This window comes from Polynucleobacter sphagniphilus, from assembly GCF_001953355.1.
In the GTDB taxonomy this organism is placed as follows: domain Bacteria; phylum Pseudomonadota; class Gammaproteobacteria; order Burkholderiales; family Burkholderiaceae; genus Polynucleobacter; species Polynucleobacter sphagniphilus.
The window spans coordinates 158,426-176,908 of the sequence record NZ_MPIY01000003.1 but is presented as its reverse complement, the minus strand read 5'-3'; the positions used below and the strand labels follow the sequence as shown (position 1 = coordinate 176,908).

The following is an 18,483-nucleotide window of genomic DNA, read 5'->3' as shown; positions in this document are numbered from 1 at the left end:
GCCCCATTGTTTTAAGGATTTGGGGCACGTAAATATAAGAAAACAATAAATACTTTATGAGACGATATAAAGCTATTGTGAATGCTAGTGGTATGTGGGTTGAGACTATTTTGTATGCACAAAATCAAGCACAAGCATATAAGTTATTCCAAGCAATATTCGGAAGCAGTAACGTGCCACATCAACCTACACAACTTTAGTACTATGAAGATACTTGAAATTACAGCAATTAAGCCACTCACACCACAGCAAGCACGGATTGATGGACTTAAGAGACAAAAAGATGCTAGTACGAAAGCACTACAAGCTGAACGTGATAGACAGAAGATTGCTAAGGCACAGCAACAGATTAAGGATGTACGGCTTGGTAATTAATGGTGCCGCTTACAAGAATCAAACTTGTGACTGAGCATTACGAGTGCACTGTTATATCACTTAACTAAAGCGGCTTTTATCCACAACCAAATATTACTTTATTACAAATCCTTCACCATCTGCACTAAACGTTATTCCTCGTTTACTTCCTGTCTTATCAATTATCTTCGCTACCTTATCAGTCAATTGCAATAGTGATGGATGCACAGGTTTTGAAACTGCAATCTTACTTTCCTTCTTGTTGTCACGTTTCCGTACAACCTTCTTAGCGTGTAAGTCTTTCGTGTATTCACTACTTTCCAACTGTGCCAAGTAAAACCGCTCTAACATTTCTACACTTGTACGTGCATTGTTAGCTAACTTAAGTGGATTGATTTCTGCACCATACTTTAAGCGATACATAAGGCTTGTATGACGCATTGAATACAAGGTACGCACATCATCGTCAATACTAACTTTTAATCCAGCCTGCGCCAACAATACATCAAACTGTCTTGCTATCTTTGCATATGCATAATTTCTGTTTGCATACTGTGGCATAAACAAATAGTCATCGCTTATATCAATCTTTGCATCTTTATCTGCACTTGCTTGCTTTAATTCCTTAATCCGTACATCACGTAATCTTTTATAAAACACCGTTGCACGTGGCATTGATGTAATTGGCTTGCTATGCTTTTTGCTTGGCGGAATGGGCATAAACAAATACTCGCCTTCATCACCGCCTCTAATGTCAATGTGCTTATGCTTAATATTCTTAATATCTGTTGGGCGTATGAAGGTGTACAACATAAACGGAATTAATTGCTTAATTTCTTCCGTAATCACAATATTGCGTAACTTCTTATTAATAGCGTCGTCACCTTCGCCAACTTTCTGCATCACTTCACTTATTGTTCCCACTAAGTTAGCCGTAGTACGTCTTAAATGCTTGTATTCATCTAAAGTGAAGTAACCACGTGCGTTATCTACAGTCTTAACTTTTGGCAACAATGGGCTTGCGCTAATGATGTTGTTACGCTGTGCGTAGTCAAATATCTTCTTTAAGCAAACAAAGTTAATCTTAATAGTGCCTGCGGATAGCTGTTTTTCGTACAAATACGTCTTAAATTTGTCTAGCAATGCGTAGTCAATATCGCTAATTTCGTAATTCTTAAAGAACGTCATTATGTGTTTGCTAATGATGTTTATTTGTGAATTTACGTAAGTTTCAGCCAATTCCTTACGCTTAACCTTGTTCTTATCTGCCTCAATTACTTGCTCAGCACAGACAACAAACGATGTTTTCTTAGCATTAACGCTAATTCCCAGCTTTTTATTAACTAACAAACTCTCGTAAAACTCTTTAGCAAACTTAATAGCTTGTGCTTTGTCTGCTGTTTTGGTGCTACGTTTAATTGGCTTGCTGTCGTAGTAACGCACCCAAAAGTAAGGTGATGCAGGGATTTTGAAGATAACAAGTTTGTTGGGAAAACCTTTAATAGCTTCTATAGTGCTTTTAATAGGCACTACGCTACGACTTTTAGCGTTTGCTAATGCTTGGGTAGCAACTTTAGGAATTAAACGCTTACGCATTGTTTTAACGTGTGTTAGGTAACGTATAAAATGTAGCATACTTTTCGGTATGCTACAAATATATGCTTAAGTCTATGTTCTATATAAGTATTTTTGTTGTTTTTTTGACGAACAAAGTTGTTACGAATGAACTGCTCTACCAACTGAGCTAAAGCGGCGCTCATTTATTTTAGCGGAAGCGATCGAGTAATTTTTTGCTGTTTTTATCTAGCGCTGTTGAATCTTTAATGAGGAACTGCAGGCCATTGGAGTCAGCAATTAAGAGTGTGTTGCCCGCAATACGACGAATATCTTCTTCACCTTTTAAGCGAATCCGAGTTGGTCCTTTATCAGTCTCAATATCCCAAATACTTGGAGTAGCAAAAGTAGAGACTTGGATAATTTTTTCAATGACTGGCATAAATTCACGCGCTGTCATTTCTTCTTCAATCAGAGCGAGCTCAGACTCTGGAATAGCGGCAATGGATGCATACCACCATAACTCTTTACCCGATTGATCCATGATCGACAAACCTGCCGCAGGGGCTGTAATAGGAAATGCTCTCACTGGATAAACACCAGTATGCATCTTGCCATTGGGATCCTTAAATACTAGGCGTCCCAAGGTATCGCGTTCTAGTCGCTGACTCACACCCCACCCCCAGTCTCTTTGGCAATCACCTCTAAAGCTTCTTCACCATGCTCTTCCAGACTTTCACCAATAGCGCCACCCTCAACCAATTCTGCAGCATGCCTGAGCTGGGCTTGATAGAGTGCGTAATAAGCGCCCTTGGCTTCCATTAACTCATCATGCGAGCCTATCTCGACAATCTCACCTTTATCTAAAACCACTAGGCGATCGGCTTTGCGCAAAGTAGATAAACGATGGGCAATCGCAATAGTTGTTCGGCCTTTAACCAAATTATCTAAAGCTCGCTGAATTTCTTTCTCAGTAGTTGTATCCACCGAGGAAGTTGCTTCATCCAAAATCAAAATACTTGGATTGATCAGCAGAGCCCTGGCAATGGAGATGCGCTGACGCTCACCACCAGAGAGTGATTGGCCACGCTCACCTACTAATGAGTCGTAACCCAAAGGCAGGCGCAAAATAAATTCATGGGCATGGGCAGCACGAGCAGCCTCGATGATTTCTTCGCGAGTCGCGCTGGGTTTGCCATAGGCAATATTCTCAGCAATCGTTCCAAAGAATAAAAAGGGTTCTTGCAATACAAGGCCAATTCGTTTGCGGTAATCAGCAATTCCGATACTACGAATATCTCGATCATCCAAACAAATAGCGCCAGAACTCACATCATAAAAGCGACAGATTAAATTAACTAAAGTGCTCTTGCCCGATCCACTATGCCCAACCAAACCAATCATTTCACCAGGGGCAATATCTAAATCAATCCCTTTTGAAACCGCGCGATTACCGTATCGGAAACCCACACCGCGCAATGAGATACGCCCTTTAACCTCACCTAAGGGCGCTGGGTTGATAGGCTCGGGCACACTCGATACGTGATCCAAAATATCAAAAATACGTTTCGCCCCTGCTGCCGCTTTTTGCGTATGCGAAACAATCCGACTCATTGAGTCAAGGCGAATATAAAAGCGGCCGATATAAGCTAAGAAAGCAATTAATACGCCCACCGTAATGTGACGGTGAGCAACCTGCCAAATACCAAAGCCCCACACCACCAATAAACCAGTTTCAGTCAGTAGCGTGACAGTTGGCGAGAACAATCCCCACACGCGGTTCACGCGGTCATTGATTTGTAGATTGTGCTTATTGGAATCGACAAAACGCTTCAGCTCTCGATCTTCCTGAGCAAAGGCCTTCACCACCCGAATTCCGGGAATAGTATCAGCCAAGATATTGGTGACCTCTGACCAAATACGATCGATCTTCTCAAAACCGAAGCGCAGCTTGTCACGGACGATGTGGATCATCCAGACAATAAAAGGCAATGGAGCCAAGGTAACCAAAGCAAGCAAGGGATCAATAGACACCAGAATGGCTGCCGTCATGGTGATCATCAACACATCTGTGGCGAAGTCCAAAGCGTAGAGCGAGAGAAACACACATATACGATCGGTTTCTGCGCCGATCCGTGCAATCAAGTCCCCCGTCCTCTTGCCCCCGAAGTACTCCAAAGATAGCTTGAGTAAATGCTCAAAGGTGGTGTTACGCAAATCTGCACCAATCCGCTCGCTCACCAAAGCCAAAAGGTAAGTCTTCCACCAACCTAAGCCCCATGCAACAAGAGATGCGCCAAATAAGGCCAACAAATAGAGGCTAGCCAAATGGAAATCAATGGGGTTGCCACGCTCATAAGGAATCAAGACATGATCCATTAAAGGCATCGTGAGGTAAGGCGGTATCAGAGTCGCCCCAGTGGAGAGCAGTGTAAGAATAAAACCCAAGAGCAACTGCTTTTTGTATGGACGTGCAAAACGCCATAACTTAAACAAGGTCCAAGTGGATGGTGGTTTGTCATCCTCGGGCTCACAGGTCGAGCATGCATCCGAGTTGGCTGGCTTTGCATTCAGGCAAACCGGGCAGACCTGCTTATCGTACTCATTCGCCTCCGGGGCACCCTGATTGGGCTGGCTCCCGGCTGCTAATTGCCTATAGGCCGATTGCAAACGCAGAATTTGAGGATTGACCGCCAGCGTGAAATACCAAATACGTAATAATTTATTAGTCAACTCCAGCTTCAAATGCCCTACGCCAGCATGATCCCCATGGGAAAGGTGAGCTTCCACTTGAATCGGCCAAGTTTCATGAAGCGTGCCGTTTGTCCAAATAAGACTTTGCTTGGTCAGCAAAAGGAGGCTTTTCTTAAAGCGCAAGTCATCATCTAAATCCAACTCAACCCAGGCAATCAAAGCCCCAGGGTCAAGCGCTATGGATGGTATCGAGCTTAAAAGATCTAGCCAATCAGCAGGCAGTGGCGAAGTGATGGGAGTAATTTCTGGCTTCATTAATACTAAAAGTATAGTTGAGGCTAGTTTTTTCGATTTATTAACAATGTCAACTTTTTGAGCCAGAAAGCCGTTAAATTACGAAAGTAAGGCTTTTTATGTATTTTTGCTAAATTTGTGGATTTTCAATAACAACTAGAGACAGAGAGATAGTCCGAGAGCCCCTCTTTAAGTGGCCCTCACCGCATCGCCGTTTATGCCCCAATTACTAGATAAAACCATTAAGATCTTGAGCGTCAAGCATCTCCGCGGCCCGAATATGTGGACCTACCACCCCATTATTGAGGTTTGGCTCGATATTGGGGATTTGGAAGATTACCCATCCAACCTCATTCCCGGCTTTTATGAGCGTCTCATTAAGGCCCTACCAAGCCTACAGGAGCATCGCTGCAGCTATGGTGAGGCCGGCGGATTTCTAAAGCGCGTTGAAGAAGGCACGTGGCCTGCCCATATTTTGGAGCACCTCACCCTTGAGCTACAAAATCTCGCAGGGATTCCAGGTGGATTTGGCAAAGCGCGAGATGGTGATCGCCGCGGAGTCTACAAAGTCATGGTGAGCGCGATTAATGAAGAGGTCACCCTCACTGCCCTGAAATATGCAAGAGATCTTTATCTTGCGCTAGCCCAAGACACCAAAGATCCAGTCGCAGAAGTTCAAACTATTATTGAAAATCTACGTGAACTGGGTGATGACTTGTTACTAGGCCCTAGCACCGCTTGTATTGTCAACGCAGCCGAAGAACGAGGTATCCCATCTATTCGCCTGTCTGAAGGTAATCTTGTACAACTAGGTTATGGTGCAAAGCAGCGTCGCATTTGGACCGCCGAGACCGACCAAACAAGCGCTATTGCCGAAACCATCTCCCGGGATAAAGACTTAACCAAAAGTCTTTTATCGAGTGCTGGTGTCCCTACTCCAGAAGGCAGAACAGTAACGAGCCCTGATGACGCCTGGGAAGCCGCGCAAGAAATTGGCTTGCCGGTGGTGGTCAAGCCAATCGACGGTAACCATGGTCGTGGCGTATTTATCAATCTGTATACCCAACAAGAAATTCAAGCGGCGTATGCCGTTGCCATCGATGAAGGCAGTGAAGTATTGGTGGAGCGCCATATTCTGGGCGACGAGCACCGCCTACTCGTTGTAGGCAATAAAGTAGTAGCAGCCGCTAAAGGTGAAACGGTTTGGGTCACCGGCGATGGCCAACATACTGTTCGTGAACTGATTCAATCCCAAATCAATTCAGATCCTAGGCGTGGCACTGCCGAAGAACATCCGCTCAATCCAGTCCGAATTGACTCGGCAGTTGAACTGGAATTAGCGCGCCAACAATTAACCGGCGATAGCATCCCCAGCCTTGACCAAAAAGTCTTGATTCAGAGCAATGGCAATGTTGCCTTTGATGTCACAGACGCGATACATCCAGAAGTTGCACGACAAGTTGCTTTAGCAGCCCGCGTGGTTGGCTTAGAAATTGCTGGCGTGGATTTAGTAGCGCAAGATATTGGCAGGCCGCTCGAAGAACAAAATGCGGCGATTGTTGAAGTGAATGCAGGCCCAGGATTACTGATGCATCTAAAGCCTGCTAGCGGCAAACCCCAGCCTGTTGGTAAAGAAATTGCCGATCACCTCTTCCCGCCTGGAAGTGATTGTCGCATTCCAGTAATTGGTATCTGTGGTGAGCGCGGCAAAACTTCTGTTGCAGAAATGATTGCACACTTTTTACGCCTGACTAATCTATATGTTGGTCTTGCATGCAGTAAAGGTCTTTTCTTTGGGCAGCGCGCTATTCAAAAAAGTGATGCCGCCAATTGGGAAAATGCGCGTCGCACCTTGTTAAATCGTTCTGTTGAAGCCGCTGTGATTGAAAATAATCACCTCTCCATGCTGATTGAAGGTTTGGCTTACGATCGTTGTCAGGTTGGCGTGGTTTTGAATGTGGATCCCAAGGCCAATTTTCCTGAATATGCCATCTATGATGAAGACCAGGTGTTTAGCGTTGTGCGTACCCAGGTCGATGTCGTCCTACCAACAGGGGTGGCAGTGCTCAATGCCGACGATCCAATGGTGGCAAAAATGGCTGAACTATCCGATGGTGAAGTGATTTATTTCACCCAAGATCCCGAGTCTGAAATTGTAAAAGTACATCTTCAAAATGGTGGGCGAGCCGTGATTGCCGGCAAACAGCAAATTGCCTTGAACTTAGGTAAGCACACCCAAAAAGCAATTCCTGTGCCAAAACACCTAGTACCCAATGCAAGTACACCTTGGAATGCCATCAATTTAGCTGCTGCAATGGCAGCAGCTTGGGCGCTAGATATCCCATTCAACGTTATAGAGGCTGGTGCAGAAACGTTTGTTTCGCATCCCAGCATTCAGTAGGGGCTTAATTGGAAATCACCCGTATCCGCATGTTGCGCGGTCCAAACTTATGGAGTCGCCACACTTCCTTAGAGGCAATTGTTGCTTGCGATGCTAACGAGCGCTCCATTGACCTCATTCCCCAATTTGAAACCAAGATTCGCGAACGCTTTCCGCAGCTTGGAAGCATGCGTCGCGGAGGTCATGGTGAGGTGCTTTCTTTGGCACACGCTCTTGAGCACGCTGCTTTAGGATTGCAGGCACAAGCAGGCTGTCCAGTGACCTTTAGTAGAACAGTGCAAACTGTAGAAACAGGCGTCTATCAAGTTGTTGTCGAATATATCGAGGAACTTGTTGGGCGCATGGCATTTGATTTTGCCTTTGCATTAATTCAGGCAACCTTAAATAATGCCCCATTTGATTTAGCCGCTGCACTCTCAGAACTTGAAGCCTTGTATGAAGATGTTCGTCTCGGCCCTAGCACCGGCTCTATTGTGGATGCTGCAGTTCAGCGCAACATCCCCTTCCGCCGTATGACTGAAGGCAGCATGGTGCAGTTTGGCTGGGGTAGCAAACAAAAACGTATACAGGCTGCGGAGACCAGCAATACCAGTGCGATTGCAGAAGCCATTGCACAAGATAAAGAGTTAACTAAAAATTTACTGGCAGCCGCAGGGGTATCTGTGCCGATTGGTGAAGTGGTTACTAATGCCGACGATGCTTGGAGAGCAGCCCAAAAAATTGGCGGGCCAATTGTGCTCAAACCAAAAGATGGCAATCAGGGTAAAGGGGTGGTAGCCAACATTCAAACCGAAGAAGAGGTACGCGCTGGCTTTATTGTTACGCAAGCATTTGGACAGGAAACGATTGTTGAACGCTACCTGCCAGGCGCCGACTACCGTCTACTGGTTGTTGGTAATCGCTTGGCTGCAGCAGCCCGACGCGAGCCTGCTCAAGTAGTTGGCGATGGCACCCACACCATTGCGCAATTAGTTGAAATTGAAAACAAAAATCCATTGCGTGGCGATGGTCATGCAACTGCGCTAACCAAGATTCGTTTTGATGACATTGCACTTGCTCATCTTGCTGGCCTAAATCTCACCCCTGACTACGTTCCCAAAACAGGTGAACGCGTCTTGTTACGCAACAACGCGAACCTCAGCACTGGCGGGACCGCGACAGATGTAACCGATGATGTGCATCCCGATGTAGCAGCAAGCGCAATTGCTGCAGCACAAATGATTGGTTTAGATATTGCTGGAGTGGATATTCTTTGTGAGGCCATTTATAAACCCCTGGAATCCCAAGGCGGCGGGATTGTTGAAGTCAATGCTGCCCCTGGCCTAAGAATGCATCTTAAACCCTCATACGGCAAAAGCCGTGCTGTCGGTGAAGATATTATTAATATGATGTTCCCTCTGGGTGATGATGGTCGCATTCCAGTGGTGGCTGTGACAGGCACTAACGGTAAAACCACTACCGTGCGCTTAATTGCCCATTTATTAAATGAAACTGGCTTACGTGTTGGCATGACCACCACCGACGGCGTCTACATCAATAATCACTTAATTGATTCTGGCGACTGCAGTGGACCACGCAGCGCCAGAAATGTATTGATGCATCCCGATACCGATGCAGCTGTTCTTGAAACAGCGCGTGGCGGAATGCTGCGTGAAGGCCTGGGATTTGATCGCTGCGAAGTAGCAGTGGTTACCAATATTGGTGAAGGTGATCACCTTGGCTTGAACTACATCACCAGTGTCGAAGATCTGGCGATTCTCAAACGCGTCATTGTGCAAAACGTTGCGCCCACTGGGGCAGCGGTTCTAAATGCAACCGACCCGATGGTTGTCAAAATGGGTGACGTTTGCACTGGTCGCGTCATCTTCTTTGCCCAAGACCAACACCACCCCGTCATTGCCGCACATCGGGCTAAGAACAAAAAAGTGATCTACTTTGATGGCACTTACATCGTGGCATCAAAAGGATCACGGGTTCTTTTCCGCTTCCCTGTCAGCGAAATACCTTTAACGCAAAATGGTGTACTGGGCTTCCAGATTGAAAATACCATGGCATCTATTGGCGCTGCTTGGGCACTAGGTTTGGATGCGGAAAAAATTGCCAGAGGCTTGAATACATTTGAAAGTACTGCCAATGCAGTACCTGGTCGCTTTAACCAGTTTAAGCATAAGGGCGCAACAGTCATCGCCGACTATGGACACAACCCCGATGCCATGCGTGCTCTAGCAAGCGCTGTACAAGCTCTTAAACCCAAAAAGAGTCATGTCGTGATCAGCGGTGCAGGCGATCGTCGTGATGAAGATATTCGCGATCTCACGCGCATCTTGGGCAATGCCTTTGACAACGTGATTTTGTATCAAGATCAATGCCAACGCGGACGTGAAGATGGTGAAGTATTAAAACTGCTTCAAGAAGGCTTAGTTGGTGCCAGCAAGGCAAAACAAGTCAAGGAGATTTATGGCGAATTCTTGGCAATTGACACTGCCCTGAATGACTTAGAGGAAGGTGATATTTGCTTAATCTTGATTGACCAAGTTGAAGAGTCTTTAGCCTATCTGAAGGAAAAAGTACAAGCCTAGTTTGTCTTGTGCATAAGAAAAAGCCCAATCATTGATTGGGCTTTCTAATTTCCAACATTTTGCGTCTGAAAATGATCCCTAGACTTTAGCGTGATAGCGCTGTAAACGCTCAATCTCATCCTTGGAGCCAAGCATGACAGATACGCGCTCATGCAAATCGCTTGGCTGCAAGTCCATAATCAAATGCTCACCATTAGTAGAGGCACCACCGGCCTGCTCCACTAGAAAACTCATTGGATTAGCTTCGTACATTAAACGCAGCTTACCTGGCTTGTGCGGTTCACGTTGATCCCAAGGGTACATAAAAATACCGCCACGAGAAAGTACTCGATGAACATCTGCCACCATTGAAGCAATCCAACGCATATTGAAGTCTTTATCACGCTCACCACTTACTCCAGCAAGGCATTCTTCTACATAACGACGCACTGGCTCGGCCCAATGACGCATGTTCGACATATTGATAGCGAACTCTTTAGTTGCCGGAGAAATTTGTACTGCATGCTTGATTAATACAAACTGGCCAGTATCCTTATTCAAGGTAAACATCACAACACCATCGCCCAATGTCAGTGCCATGGTCGTCTGAGGGCCATAAACAACATAACCAGCCGCCACCTGATGGCGCCCAGATAATAAGAAATCAGCTGTTTGCAAAGGCGCGGTTGGATCTTGTTTTTTCAGGATTGAAAAAATAGTCCCAATAGAAACATTGACATCAATATTGGAAGAGCCATCAAGTGGATCAAATAAGAGCAAATAATCACCAGTACCCTGCACTGCCACAGGCAACTCCATTTCTTCAGATGCTAAACCTGCCAATGATTTGCAAGCTTGCACACCTTCAATCAGGAGGTCGTTTGCAATGATGTCAAGCTTTTGCTGAACCTCACCCTGCACATTACCAGTACCAGCAGAACCCAACAATCCAATCAGCGCACCTTGAGCAACTTCATGACTTAAGGTGGTGCAGGTGTCAGCCACAGCGAGTAGCAACTGCTGCAAACCTGCCGGAATAGCTAAGCCCTTCACCTTGGAAGTCTCAAGGTAATGTTTAAATTGGATATTTGAGTTGGTTGATGCGTTCAAAAAAGTTCTCCGTTCGGATTGCTATAGCTTGCAATGGACTCTATTTTGCCCTGTTATTAAAAAGTAAAGAGGCTTAACTAGCCAAGGCCTTGGAAATGACCTCTCGTACATCCGCTGATAAGGTTTTGCTAGCAGCCACTTTTTCTAAAGCGGCATGCATTTTGCTTTGATAAGGCTCTGCAAACAAGCGCCAGCGGTCTAAACCGCGGGCTAACCTGGCTGCCACCTGCGGATTAATGGGGTCAAGAGTCAAAACCGCATCGGCCCAAAATGCATAACCACTACCATCGGCTTGATGAAAACTAGCAGGGTTACCCATGCAGAATGCATGAATTACGCTACGAACTCGATTGGGATTATTTAATTTGAAAGCCTCATGCTCCCGTAATCGCATGACATCCACTAAAGCAGGCTCTACGCCTGCAATAGGCGGACGACTTGCTTGTAGCGCAAACCATTTATCGATCACTAATGCATCGTCGGTAAAGCGAGTATAAAAATCTCGCAAACAGATGCCAGCTTGCTTGGATCCATTCACCACCAATCCAGACAATGCGGCATAACGATCTGTCATATTGTTGGCATTTTGATATTGATTTACTGCCATTGCTGACCAGATTGCCACATCGGCATCGAGCAACATGCTTAATGCCAAGTTTTTCAGGGAACGTTTACCAGCGCTTACGCCATCCGGACTAAAGTCACCAGGCGTTTGCATTTGTTGATATAAAGCAGCCCACTCCATGCGCAACTCAGTTGCGATGGCATGACGGAAAGCGCGGCGTGCACTGTAAATATTTTGTGGGTCAACGCTTGCACATTGCTCATATAAATATGCCTCAGCTGGCAAGGTCATAGCAAGCTCTTTAAACGCTGGATCTAAATCAGGATCCAATAGAAGCGTGCGATATGCCGCAATTAGCTGGGCACCAGGCAAGCGATTATCTAAGATAAATTGCATGGCAAGTTTCTGCCCCGCTTCCCAGCGATTAAATGCATCGTCATCGCTAGAAAATAAAGTCAACAAATCTGCCTCATCCTGAACAAAGTTCAGAATAATCGGCGCTGAGAATCCCCGATTAATCGAGAGCACAGGCTCCTCCGAGATATTTTCAAAAGTCCAGCTTTGCTTCTCTTGGGTCAGCTCAAGCAATTGCTCCTTTTGATCATCGCTTGAAGTGAGCAAACGCATTTTGAGTGGAATGTGAAAAGGCTGTTGATTTACCTTGGCCGAGCTTTGGGTGAGCGTCAGCACATACTGCTTGCTGGCCTCGTTGTAATGTTCCTCCACCTTCACTCTGGGCGTTCCTGCTTGGCTGTACCAGTTTTTAAATTGAGTGAGATCGCGTCCATTTGCATCAGCCATTGCCGCCAGGAAATCCTCGCAGGTAACCGCCTGGCCATCATGGCGCTTGAAATACAGATCCATACCTTTTCTAAAGCCATCAACGCCAAGCAAGGTTTGGTACATGCGCACCACTTCTGCGCCCTTCTCATATACCGTGACGGTATAGAAATTATTGATCTCTTGATACTCATCTGGGCGAATCGGATGGGCCATGGGACCTGCGTCCTCAGGGAACTGCAATTGACGCAAGGTACGCACGTCCTCAATGCGCTTCACCGCCCTGCCCGACTCACTACCCATTTGATCGGCTGAAAATTCTTGATCGCGGAAAACCGTTAAACCCTCTTTTAGAGAAAGCTGAAACCAATCTTGACAGGTAACCCGATTACCAGTCCAGTTATGAAAATATTCATGACCAACAACGCTTTCAATATTGGCAAAATCAGCATCGGTAGCGGTTTCAGGCTGCGCCAATACATATTTGGTATTGAAAATATTGAGGCCTTTGTTCTCCATCGCGCCCATATTGAAATCACCTACAGCCACAATCATGAAACGCTCTAGATCAAGCTCAAGACCATAGCGCTTTTCATCCCAGTGGATTGAGGCGATTAGAGAATCCATTGCATGACGGGTTTTATTCAGATCATGTGGCTCCACCCAGATTTGCAGTAACTTTTTAGCTCCACTGCCAGTGGTGATGGTTTCCTCAATGCATTCCAACTTACCAGCAACCAATGCAAATAAATACGATGGCTTAGGAAATGGATCCTCCCAAACAGCACTGTGCCAACCATTAGGCAACTTCTCCTTATGGATTAAATTGCCATTCGATAACAATACTGGGCATTCAGTTTCACGTGCTCTTAATGTGACGGTATAACGGGCCATCACATCAGGGCGATCTAAGAAGTAAGTAATCTTCCGAAATCCTTCAGCCTCACACTGAGTAAAGAAATTGCCATTCGAGACATACAAACCCATCAGTGATGTATTTTTCTCAGGCACACAGATGGAAATAATTTCTACCATGAAAGCCTCCCTTCCTTCATTGGGAAGAGAGTGAATCGTTATTGATTCGGGATTTAATTCGAAATGGCGATGCGCTGCCCCGTTAATGCGCAGACTCACAAATTCTAATTCTTGACCTTGTAGCACCAGCGGCTCCCCTGGTTTGAATTCGGGGCCTGGCAATACCTCCAAGCTACTCTTGACGATCGTGCGAGCAGGGTCTAAGGCAATATCGAGTGCAACTTTTCCAAAAGTGAAATTAGGGGGACGGTATTCGAGCCGACGAAAGCTCTGGGGAAGATCAGTTTTCATAAGGCAATTTTAATCGCCCTAAGTGCTTATCCCCAAATCAATGCAGTCAGGCCAATGCCAATGAAGGTAATGGCAGCAATGGCATGAACCCATTTAATGGGCATCTTTTGGGTAAATTTCTGGCCAATCCATACTGCCGGCACATTGGCTAGCATCATCCCCAAAGTAGTGCCAATCGTGACTGAAAATACATCGTTAAAGCGTGCACCCAGGGCAATGGTGGCAATTTGGGTTTTATCCCCCATTTCAGCTAGGAAAAAAAGGCCTATGGTCAGCATAAAAACCTGCAACGGGCTATTGGCCACCTTGGAGCCTTCTGTCTCATCAATCTCATCAGGCACCAAAAGCCATAAGCCAATACCGATAAAGCTAGCGCTTAATATCCAGCGTAAAACCTCGGTACTGACAAAAGAAGTAAGCCAATGACCTAGATAGGCAGCGCAGGCATGATTTGCAATGGTGGCAAAGAAAATGGCAGCAATAATCGCAAGGCCCTGCTTGGGGTAGCGTGCCGCGAGCATCAGAGAGAGTAATTGGGTTTTATCACCCATTTCCGCAAGAGCAACCACTCCTGCAGAAAGGGTTAGAGCTGAAAAGTCCATAGGTCAATTGGCTAAATGAGTTAGAAATCCATTATCAATGAATTTCTAATTCGCCAATAGCGAAGGATTGCATCACCGTCTTTAAGCAGCCAAGAGCACCTCAGCCGGCACAAAACTCAAGGATTGAGCCTGCGCTACCGGCTCAGACGTGAGAACACCTCGATGCACACTTAAACCATCCCTCAAGTGATAGTTTGTAGAGAGTGCACGCATCATTCCCTGATTAGCTAGCGCCTCAACAAAGGGGTAAGTAGCATTAGTCAATGCAAAGGTGGAGGTTCTAGCAACTGCGCCTGGCATATTGGCAACGCAATAATGCACAACGCCATCAACTAAAAATGTAGGGTCAGCATGCGTTGTTGGCTTGGATGTTTCAAAACATCCACCCTGATCGATCGCCACATCTACTACGACAGCTCCCGTTTTCATTTTTCGAATCAGTTCTGCACTTACCAATTTGGGCGCTGCAGCACCTGGTAATAAAACGGCTCCAATCACTACATCAGCGGCCATGAGCTCTTGTTCGATCAATAAGGAATCTGAGTAATAGGTTCTTACCCGATTGCCATAGAGAAAATCAATTTGTCGCAGGCGTTCAATATCACGATCAAAAATACAAACATCAGCCCCCATTCCAGTAGCCATTTGCAATGCGTTACGACCCACTACACCCGCACCTAGAATGACCACCTTAGCGGCCGATACTCCAGGCACTCCTGCCATCAAAATACCCAAACCTCCATTGGTTTTTTCTAAATGAGCGGCCGCGGCTTGTATAGCCATGCGACCTGCCACTTCACTCATGGGCGCTAAGAGTGGTAACCCACCACCTTGTCCGGTCACAGTTTCATAAGCAATGCAGCTCGCGCCAGAACTGATTAATGCTTTCGTTTGCATTGGGTCTGGAGCTAAGTGCAAATAAGTAAAAAGAATTTGATCTTCGCGCAACATGGCGCACTCCTGCGCTTGCGGCTCTTTTACCTTCACCACCATCTCTGCTTTGCTGTAAACCTCGGCAGCGCTATTAATCAATGTTGCTCCTGCAATACGGTAAGACTCATCGCTTAAACCAATTTGTGCGCCTGCGCCACGTTGCACTAAAACAGCATGCCCTTGCCTACACAAACCGCTCACATTGCCTGGTGTGAGACCAACGCGAAACTCGTTATTTTTTACTTCTTGAGGTACGCCAATAATCATTCCCATCTCCTTTATTTGAATTACCGATTCAATTTCGTTTTGCGATGTAAGCCAACGATATAAAACATAGCTAGATACACCCCTAATAAACATGGACCCAAAATCAAAGCGATCCGTGCATCCTCATGAAATCCCATCATTACTACGACCAGGAAAATGAATGCCAATGCAAACCACGAGGAATAAGGCCACCATGGCGCGCGATAACCCAATTGGGCAACCTGCTCGCCAGTTAATGAATGACGGAACTTCATTTGTGTAAATAAGATGGCAATCCATACCATCAAGCCCACAAAGGTTACGGCGGCCATCATGTATTGAAAGGCTTTATCAGGAACAAAGTAGTTCAGCACTACCCCAGTCATGCAAATTGCCACAGTGGTCATGACAGCACGATGAGGCACACCATACTTTGAGAGCTTTGCAAAAGGTGCCGGGGCATAACCATTGACGGATAAAGCATATAAGAGACGACCGCCGCTAAAAATGCCGGCATTACATGAAGACAGTGCCGCAGTGATGACCACAAAATTAATGACCCCCGCAGCCTCACGTAATCCGATACGCTCAAACATCACCACAAATGGGCTACCGTGTTGACCCACTTCATTCCAGGGAAAAATCGCGAGAATGACTAAGATTGCACCCATGTAAAAGATCAAGATTCGCCAAGCGAGTGAATCAATTGCCATTGGAATCGTTTTTTGCGGATTTTCGGCCTCACCAGCTGATAACCCAATCATCTCTATACCAACATAGGCAAATAGAACCATTTGCAAGGACAAGAGCATTCCAGTAAAGCCGTTTGGAAAAAATCCCCCATGCAGCCACAAATTATCAAATCCCAGGGGCTGCCAATCATTGGTAAAGCCAAAGAAAATGACCGCACCACCTAAGGCAATCATGGCAACAATTGCTACGACTTTGATCAAGGCAAACCAAAACTCAAACTCACCAAACACCTTGACCGCAATTAAATTAATGAAGCCCATCATGACAATCGATGAGAGTGCCCATATCCATTGCGGGATTTCGGGGAACCAGATCGTCATATAAATCCCTACCGCTGTTACCTCGGCAATTCCCACCACAATCCAATAGGTCCAATAGCCCCAGCCCACCATATAGCCAGCAAGTGGTCCCACATAGGTATTTGCATATGCTGCAAAAGAGCCCGCAACCGGCTCATGCACTGCCATCTCGCCCAGAGTTCGCAAGACGATAAAGGCAACAATTCCCGCTAGTAGATAAGCAAGGAGGATGGATGGTCCAGCAATTTGAATCGCGCTTGCGGACCCTAAAAACAATCCCACACCGATAGTCGATCCCAAAGCCATCAAGCGAATATGGCGTACTTTGAGATGGCGTTTTAAGCCAGTATGTTCTGTCTGCAAAAAGACCTCCTTTGTTTAATCGCGGCTAATGTGCCGACGGAGCAAAGTCTAGGGAGGAGTTGGCAGAATCACCAGCGCATAAAAGTGCCTAAAGTAATGAAAAGAATAAAAAGTGATCTACTAAAAATCAAAGCGCAGATGAACAGAGGCTTTGATGAAGATTCTCAAGTTGAGGATGACCACAGAATAAGTAAGTTCCTACAGGGAATCCCCTTAATAAATTATTGCTTCTTCAGGTTATTTCAGCTGATGCACCGATTAAGTTCAGTATTTCTGCAGCCGCCGCAAGTCCACAGGCTGCAGTAACCATTACGGTTGAACCATAGCCAGAACATGCTAAACCACCCGCAGCCGCTCCTGCACGTGGCTCATGTGTATAAATAGCGCGCACACCCATTTTCTTTTTTAGGTCTCGGGAGAAGCCATGCTTTTGGCGGAGTTCTTGACGCACCTTAGCCAATAAGGCATCTTGCTCAGTTCTGGAAAGATCACTACAGCGCACGGAGGTGGGATCTGTTTTTCCCCCAGCTGCGCCGCACATGACTAAAGCACGATTATTTTTTACCGCCCAAGCCACCAAGGCAATTTTAGTTTGCACTGAATCCATGGCATCTAAGATGAACGCATCGCCCGGAATCAGTCGATCTAGGTTTTCGGGATCCAAAAACTCATCGTGCTCCGTGATCCTCATATCTGGATTGATGAGACGCATACGTTCGCTCATTGCCTGGACTTTTGCTTTGCCATACTGCCCTTCTAAGGCATGCAACTGACGATTGGTATTGCTCTGAGCGATATGATCAAAGTCGATCAATACCAGATGACCAATACCAGTTCGGGCAAGTGCTTCAGCCGCCCAGGATCCAACGCCACCTAAGCCGGCAACTACTACCGTGGCATTAAGAAAGCGCTCTCGTAACACTGGGCCATAGAGGCGACCTACACCTCCAAAACGACGGTCTTCGATATTGTCTTCTGCCATAGCTTCTCTTTATACTGAAAAAATGAACTCCATTGCCCAGCTCCGCAAAAACTATACCCTTGGTCAGCTCTCAGAAACTGAAGTATCAGCCGATCCGCTGCTCCTTTTTCAACTCTGGTTTGACCAAGCAATCAAGGCACAATGCCCAGAGCCCAACTCAATGACGCTTGCAACTGCGGATGCAATGGGGAATCCCTCAGCCCGTATTGTCTTACTAAAAGGGGCTGATCAGAATGGATTTACCTTTTTCACCAATTACGAAAGCCAAAAAGGTAAAGAATTGGCAGTCCGTCCCCAGGCAGCCCTCCTGTTTCATTGGCATGAATTAGAGCGTCAGGTTCGTATTAAGGGCAAGGTCGAGCGTGTGACCAGTGCTGAGAGTGATGACTACTACCACTCCCGCCCACCTGCCTCCAGAATAGGTGCGTGGGCATCTCCTCAAAGTGCCGAAATTCCGAATCGAGAGTTTCTAGAGGAAGCTGAAAAACGTTTAAAGGAAAAATTTGGTGATGCTCCACCCCGCCCAGAGCATTGGGGAGGCTATCGCTTGCACCCCACTGATATTGAATTTTGGCAAGGTCGCCCCTCCCGCCTGCATGACAGAATCCACTACCGACTCGATGGGGGTGAGTGGAAGATTACGCGTTTAGCGCCCTGAGATTTGAATTG

At 46.1% G+C, this 18,483-nt stretch carries 13 protein-coding genes, 1 tRNA gene and 1 pseudogene; 5 read left to right on the top strand and 10 right to left on the bottom strand.

Translation table 11 applies throughout. The features are described 5' to 3' along the window. The first annotated feature begins 56 nt into the window (after positions 1–56). On the top strand, positions 57–200 hold the full coding sequence (locus BOQ04_RS10805; RefSeq protein WP_015421393.1) for a hypothetical protein: 144 nt from the start codon (positions 57–59) through the stop codon (positions 198–200). Positions 201–204: 4 nt separating this feature from the next. After that, a complete protein-coding gene (locus BOQ04_RS10800; protein ID WP_198929283.1) occupies positions 205–375 on the top strand; it encodes a hypothetical protein in 171 nt (56 codons plus the stop codon). Here the strand turns inward: BOQ04_RS10800 and BOQ04_RS04535 are convergent. From BOQ04_RS04535 to BOQ04_RS04520, 4 genes are all read right to left on the bottom strand, one after another. After that, a tRNA-Thr gene (locus tag BOQ04_RS04535) sits at positions 376–449 on the bottom strand. Between the two features lie 19 nt (positions 450–468). Beyond that, entirely contained in the window at positions 469–1,950 is a 1,482-nt protein-coding gene (locus BOQ04_RS04530) for a phage integrase SAM-like domain-containing protein (protein WP_071461808.1), read from the bottom strand. Positions 1,951–2,119: 169 nt separating this feature from the next. Further along, entirely contained in the window at positions 2,120–2,581 is a 462-nt protein-coding gene (locus BOQ04_RS04525) for a cyanophycin metabolism-associated DUF1854 family protein (RefSeq protein ID WP_076023585.1), read from the bottom strand. Then, the gene (locus BOQ04_RS04520) at positions 2,578–4,917 is read right to left on the bottom strand and encodes a cyanophycin metabolism-associated ABC transporter (protein WP_076023584.1); all 2,340 of its coding nucleotides are present in this window, start codon (positions 4,915–4,917) and stop codon (positions 2,578–2,580) included. Before BOQ04_RS04520 ends, BOQ04_RS04525 begins: the two co-directional genes overlap by 4 nt. Before the next feature lie 196 nt (positions 4,918–5,113). Here BOQ04_RS04520 and BOQ04_RS04515 point away from each other — a divergent pair. Together BOQ04_RS04515 and cphA are read left to right on the top strand one after the other, a co-directional pair. After that, positions 5,114–7,273 (top strand): annotated as a pseudogene (locus BOQ04_RS04515) (cyanophycin synthetase); the annotation flags it as partial. Between the two features lie 32 nt (positions 7,274–7,305). Beyond that, positions 7,306–9,876, top strand: a complete 2,571-nt coding sequence (gene cphA / locus BOQ04_RS04510) for a cyanophycin synthetase (RefSeq protein WP_076023583.1) — start codon at positions 7,306–7,308, stop codon at positions 9,874–9,876. A 78-nt stretch (positions 9,877–9,954) separates the two neighbouring features. Here the strand turns inward: cphA and BOQ04_RS04505 are convergent, their stop codons facing one another. The 6 genes from BOQ04_RS04505 to BOQ04_RS04480 all read right to left on the bottom strand — a co-directional run bounded on the left by BOQ04_RS04505 (position 9,955) and on the right by BOQ04_RS04480 (position 17,814). Further along, positions 9,955–10,965: a class 1 fructose-bisphosphatase gene (locus BOQ04_RS04505; RefSeq protein ID WP_083657512.1), complete on the bottom strand. Its 1,011-nt coding sequence runs from the start codon at positions 10,963–10,965 to the stop codon at positions 9,955–9,957. A gap of 73 nt (positions 10,966–11,038) precedes the next feature. Next, entirely contained in the window at positions 11,039–13,636 is a 2,598-nt protein-coding gene (gene pepN / locus BOQ04_RS04500) for an aminopeptidase N (RefSeq protein WP_076023582.1), read from the bottom strand. 26 nt (positions 13,637–13,662) lie between these two features. Then, positions 13,663–14,238, bottom strand: a complete 576-nt coding sequence (locus BOQ04_RS04495) for a TMEM165/GDT1 family protein (protein WP_076023581.1) — start codon at positions 14,236–14,238, stop codon at positions 13,663–13,665. Between the two features lie 81 nt (positions 14,239–14,319). Continuing rightward, positions 14,320–15,438, bottom strand: a complete 1,119-nt coding sequence (gene ald, locus BOQ04_RS04490) for an alanine dehydrogenase (protein ID WP_076023580.1) — start codon at positions 15,436–15,438, stop codon at positions 14,320–14,322. Between the two features lie 20 nt (positions 15,439–15,458). Beyond that, positions 15,459–16,832, bottom strand: coding sequence for an amino acid permease (locus BOQ04_RS04485; protein WP_076023579.1), 1,374 nt, complete (start codon positions 16,830–16,832; stop codon positions 15,459–15,461). 232 nt (positions 16,833–17,064) lie between these two features. Continuing rightward, positions 17,065–17,814 carry a tRNA threonylcarbamoyladenosine dehydratase gene (locus tag BOQ04_RS04480; protein ID WP_076023578.1) on the bottom strand — a complete coding sequence of 250 codons (750 nt, stop codon included), beginning with the start codon at positions 17,812–17,814 and terminating at the stop codon, positions 17,065–17,067. A 22-nt stretch (positions 17,815–17,836) separates the two neighbouring features. On the opposite strand from BOQ04_RS04480, the gene pdxH reads away from it, so the two are divergent. Further along, on the top strand, positions 17,837–18,472 hold the full coding sequence (gene pdxH, locus BOQ04_RS04475; protein WP_076023577.1) for a pyridoxamine 5'-phosphate oxidase: 636 nt from the start codon (positions 17,837–17,839) through the stop codon (positions 18,470–18,472). The last annotated feature ends 11 nt before the right edge of the window (positions 18,473–18,483 follow it).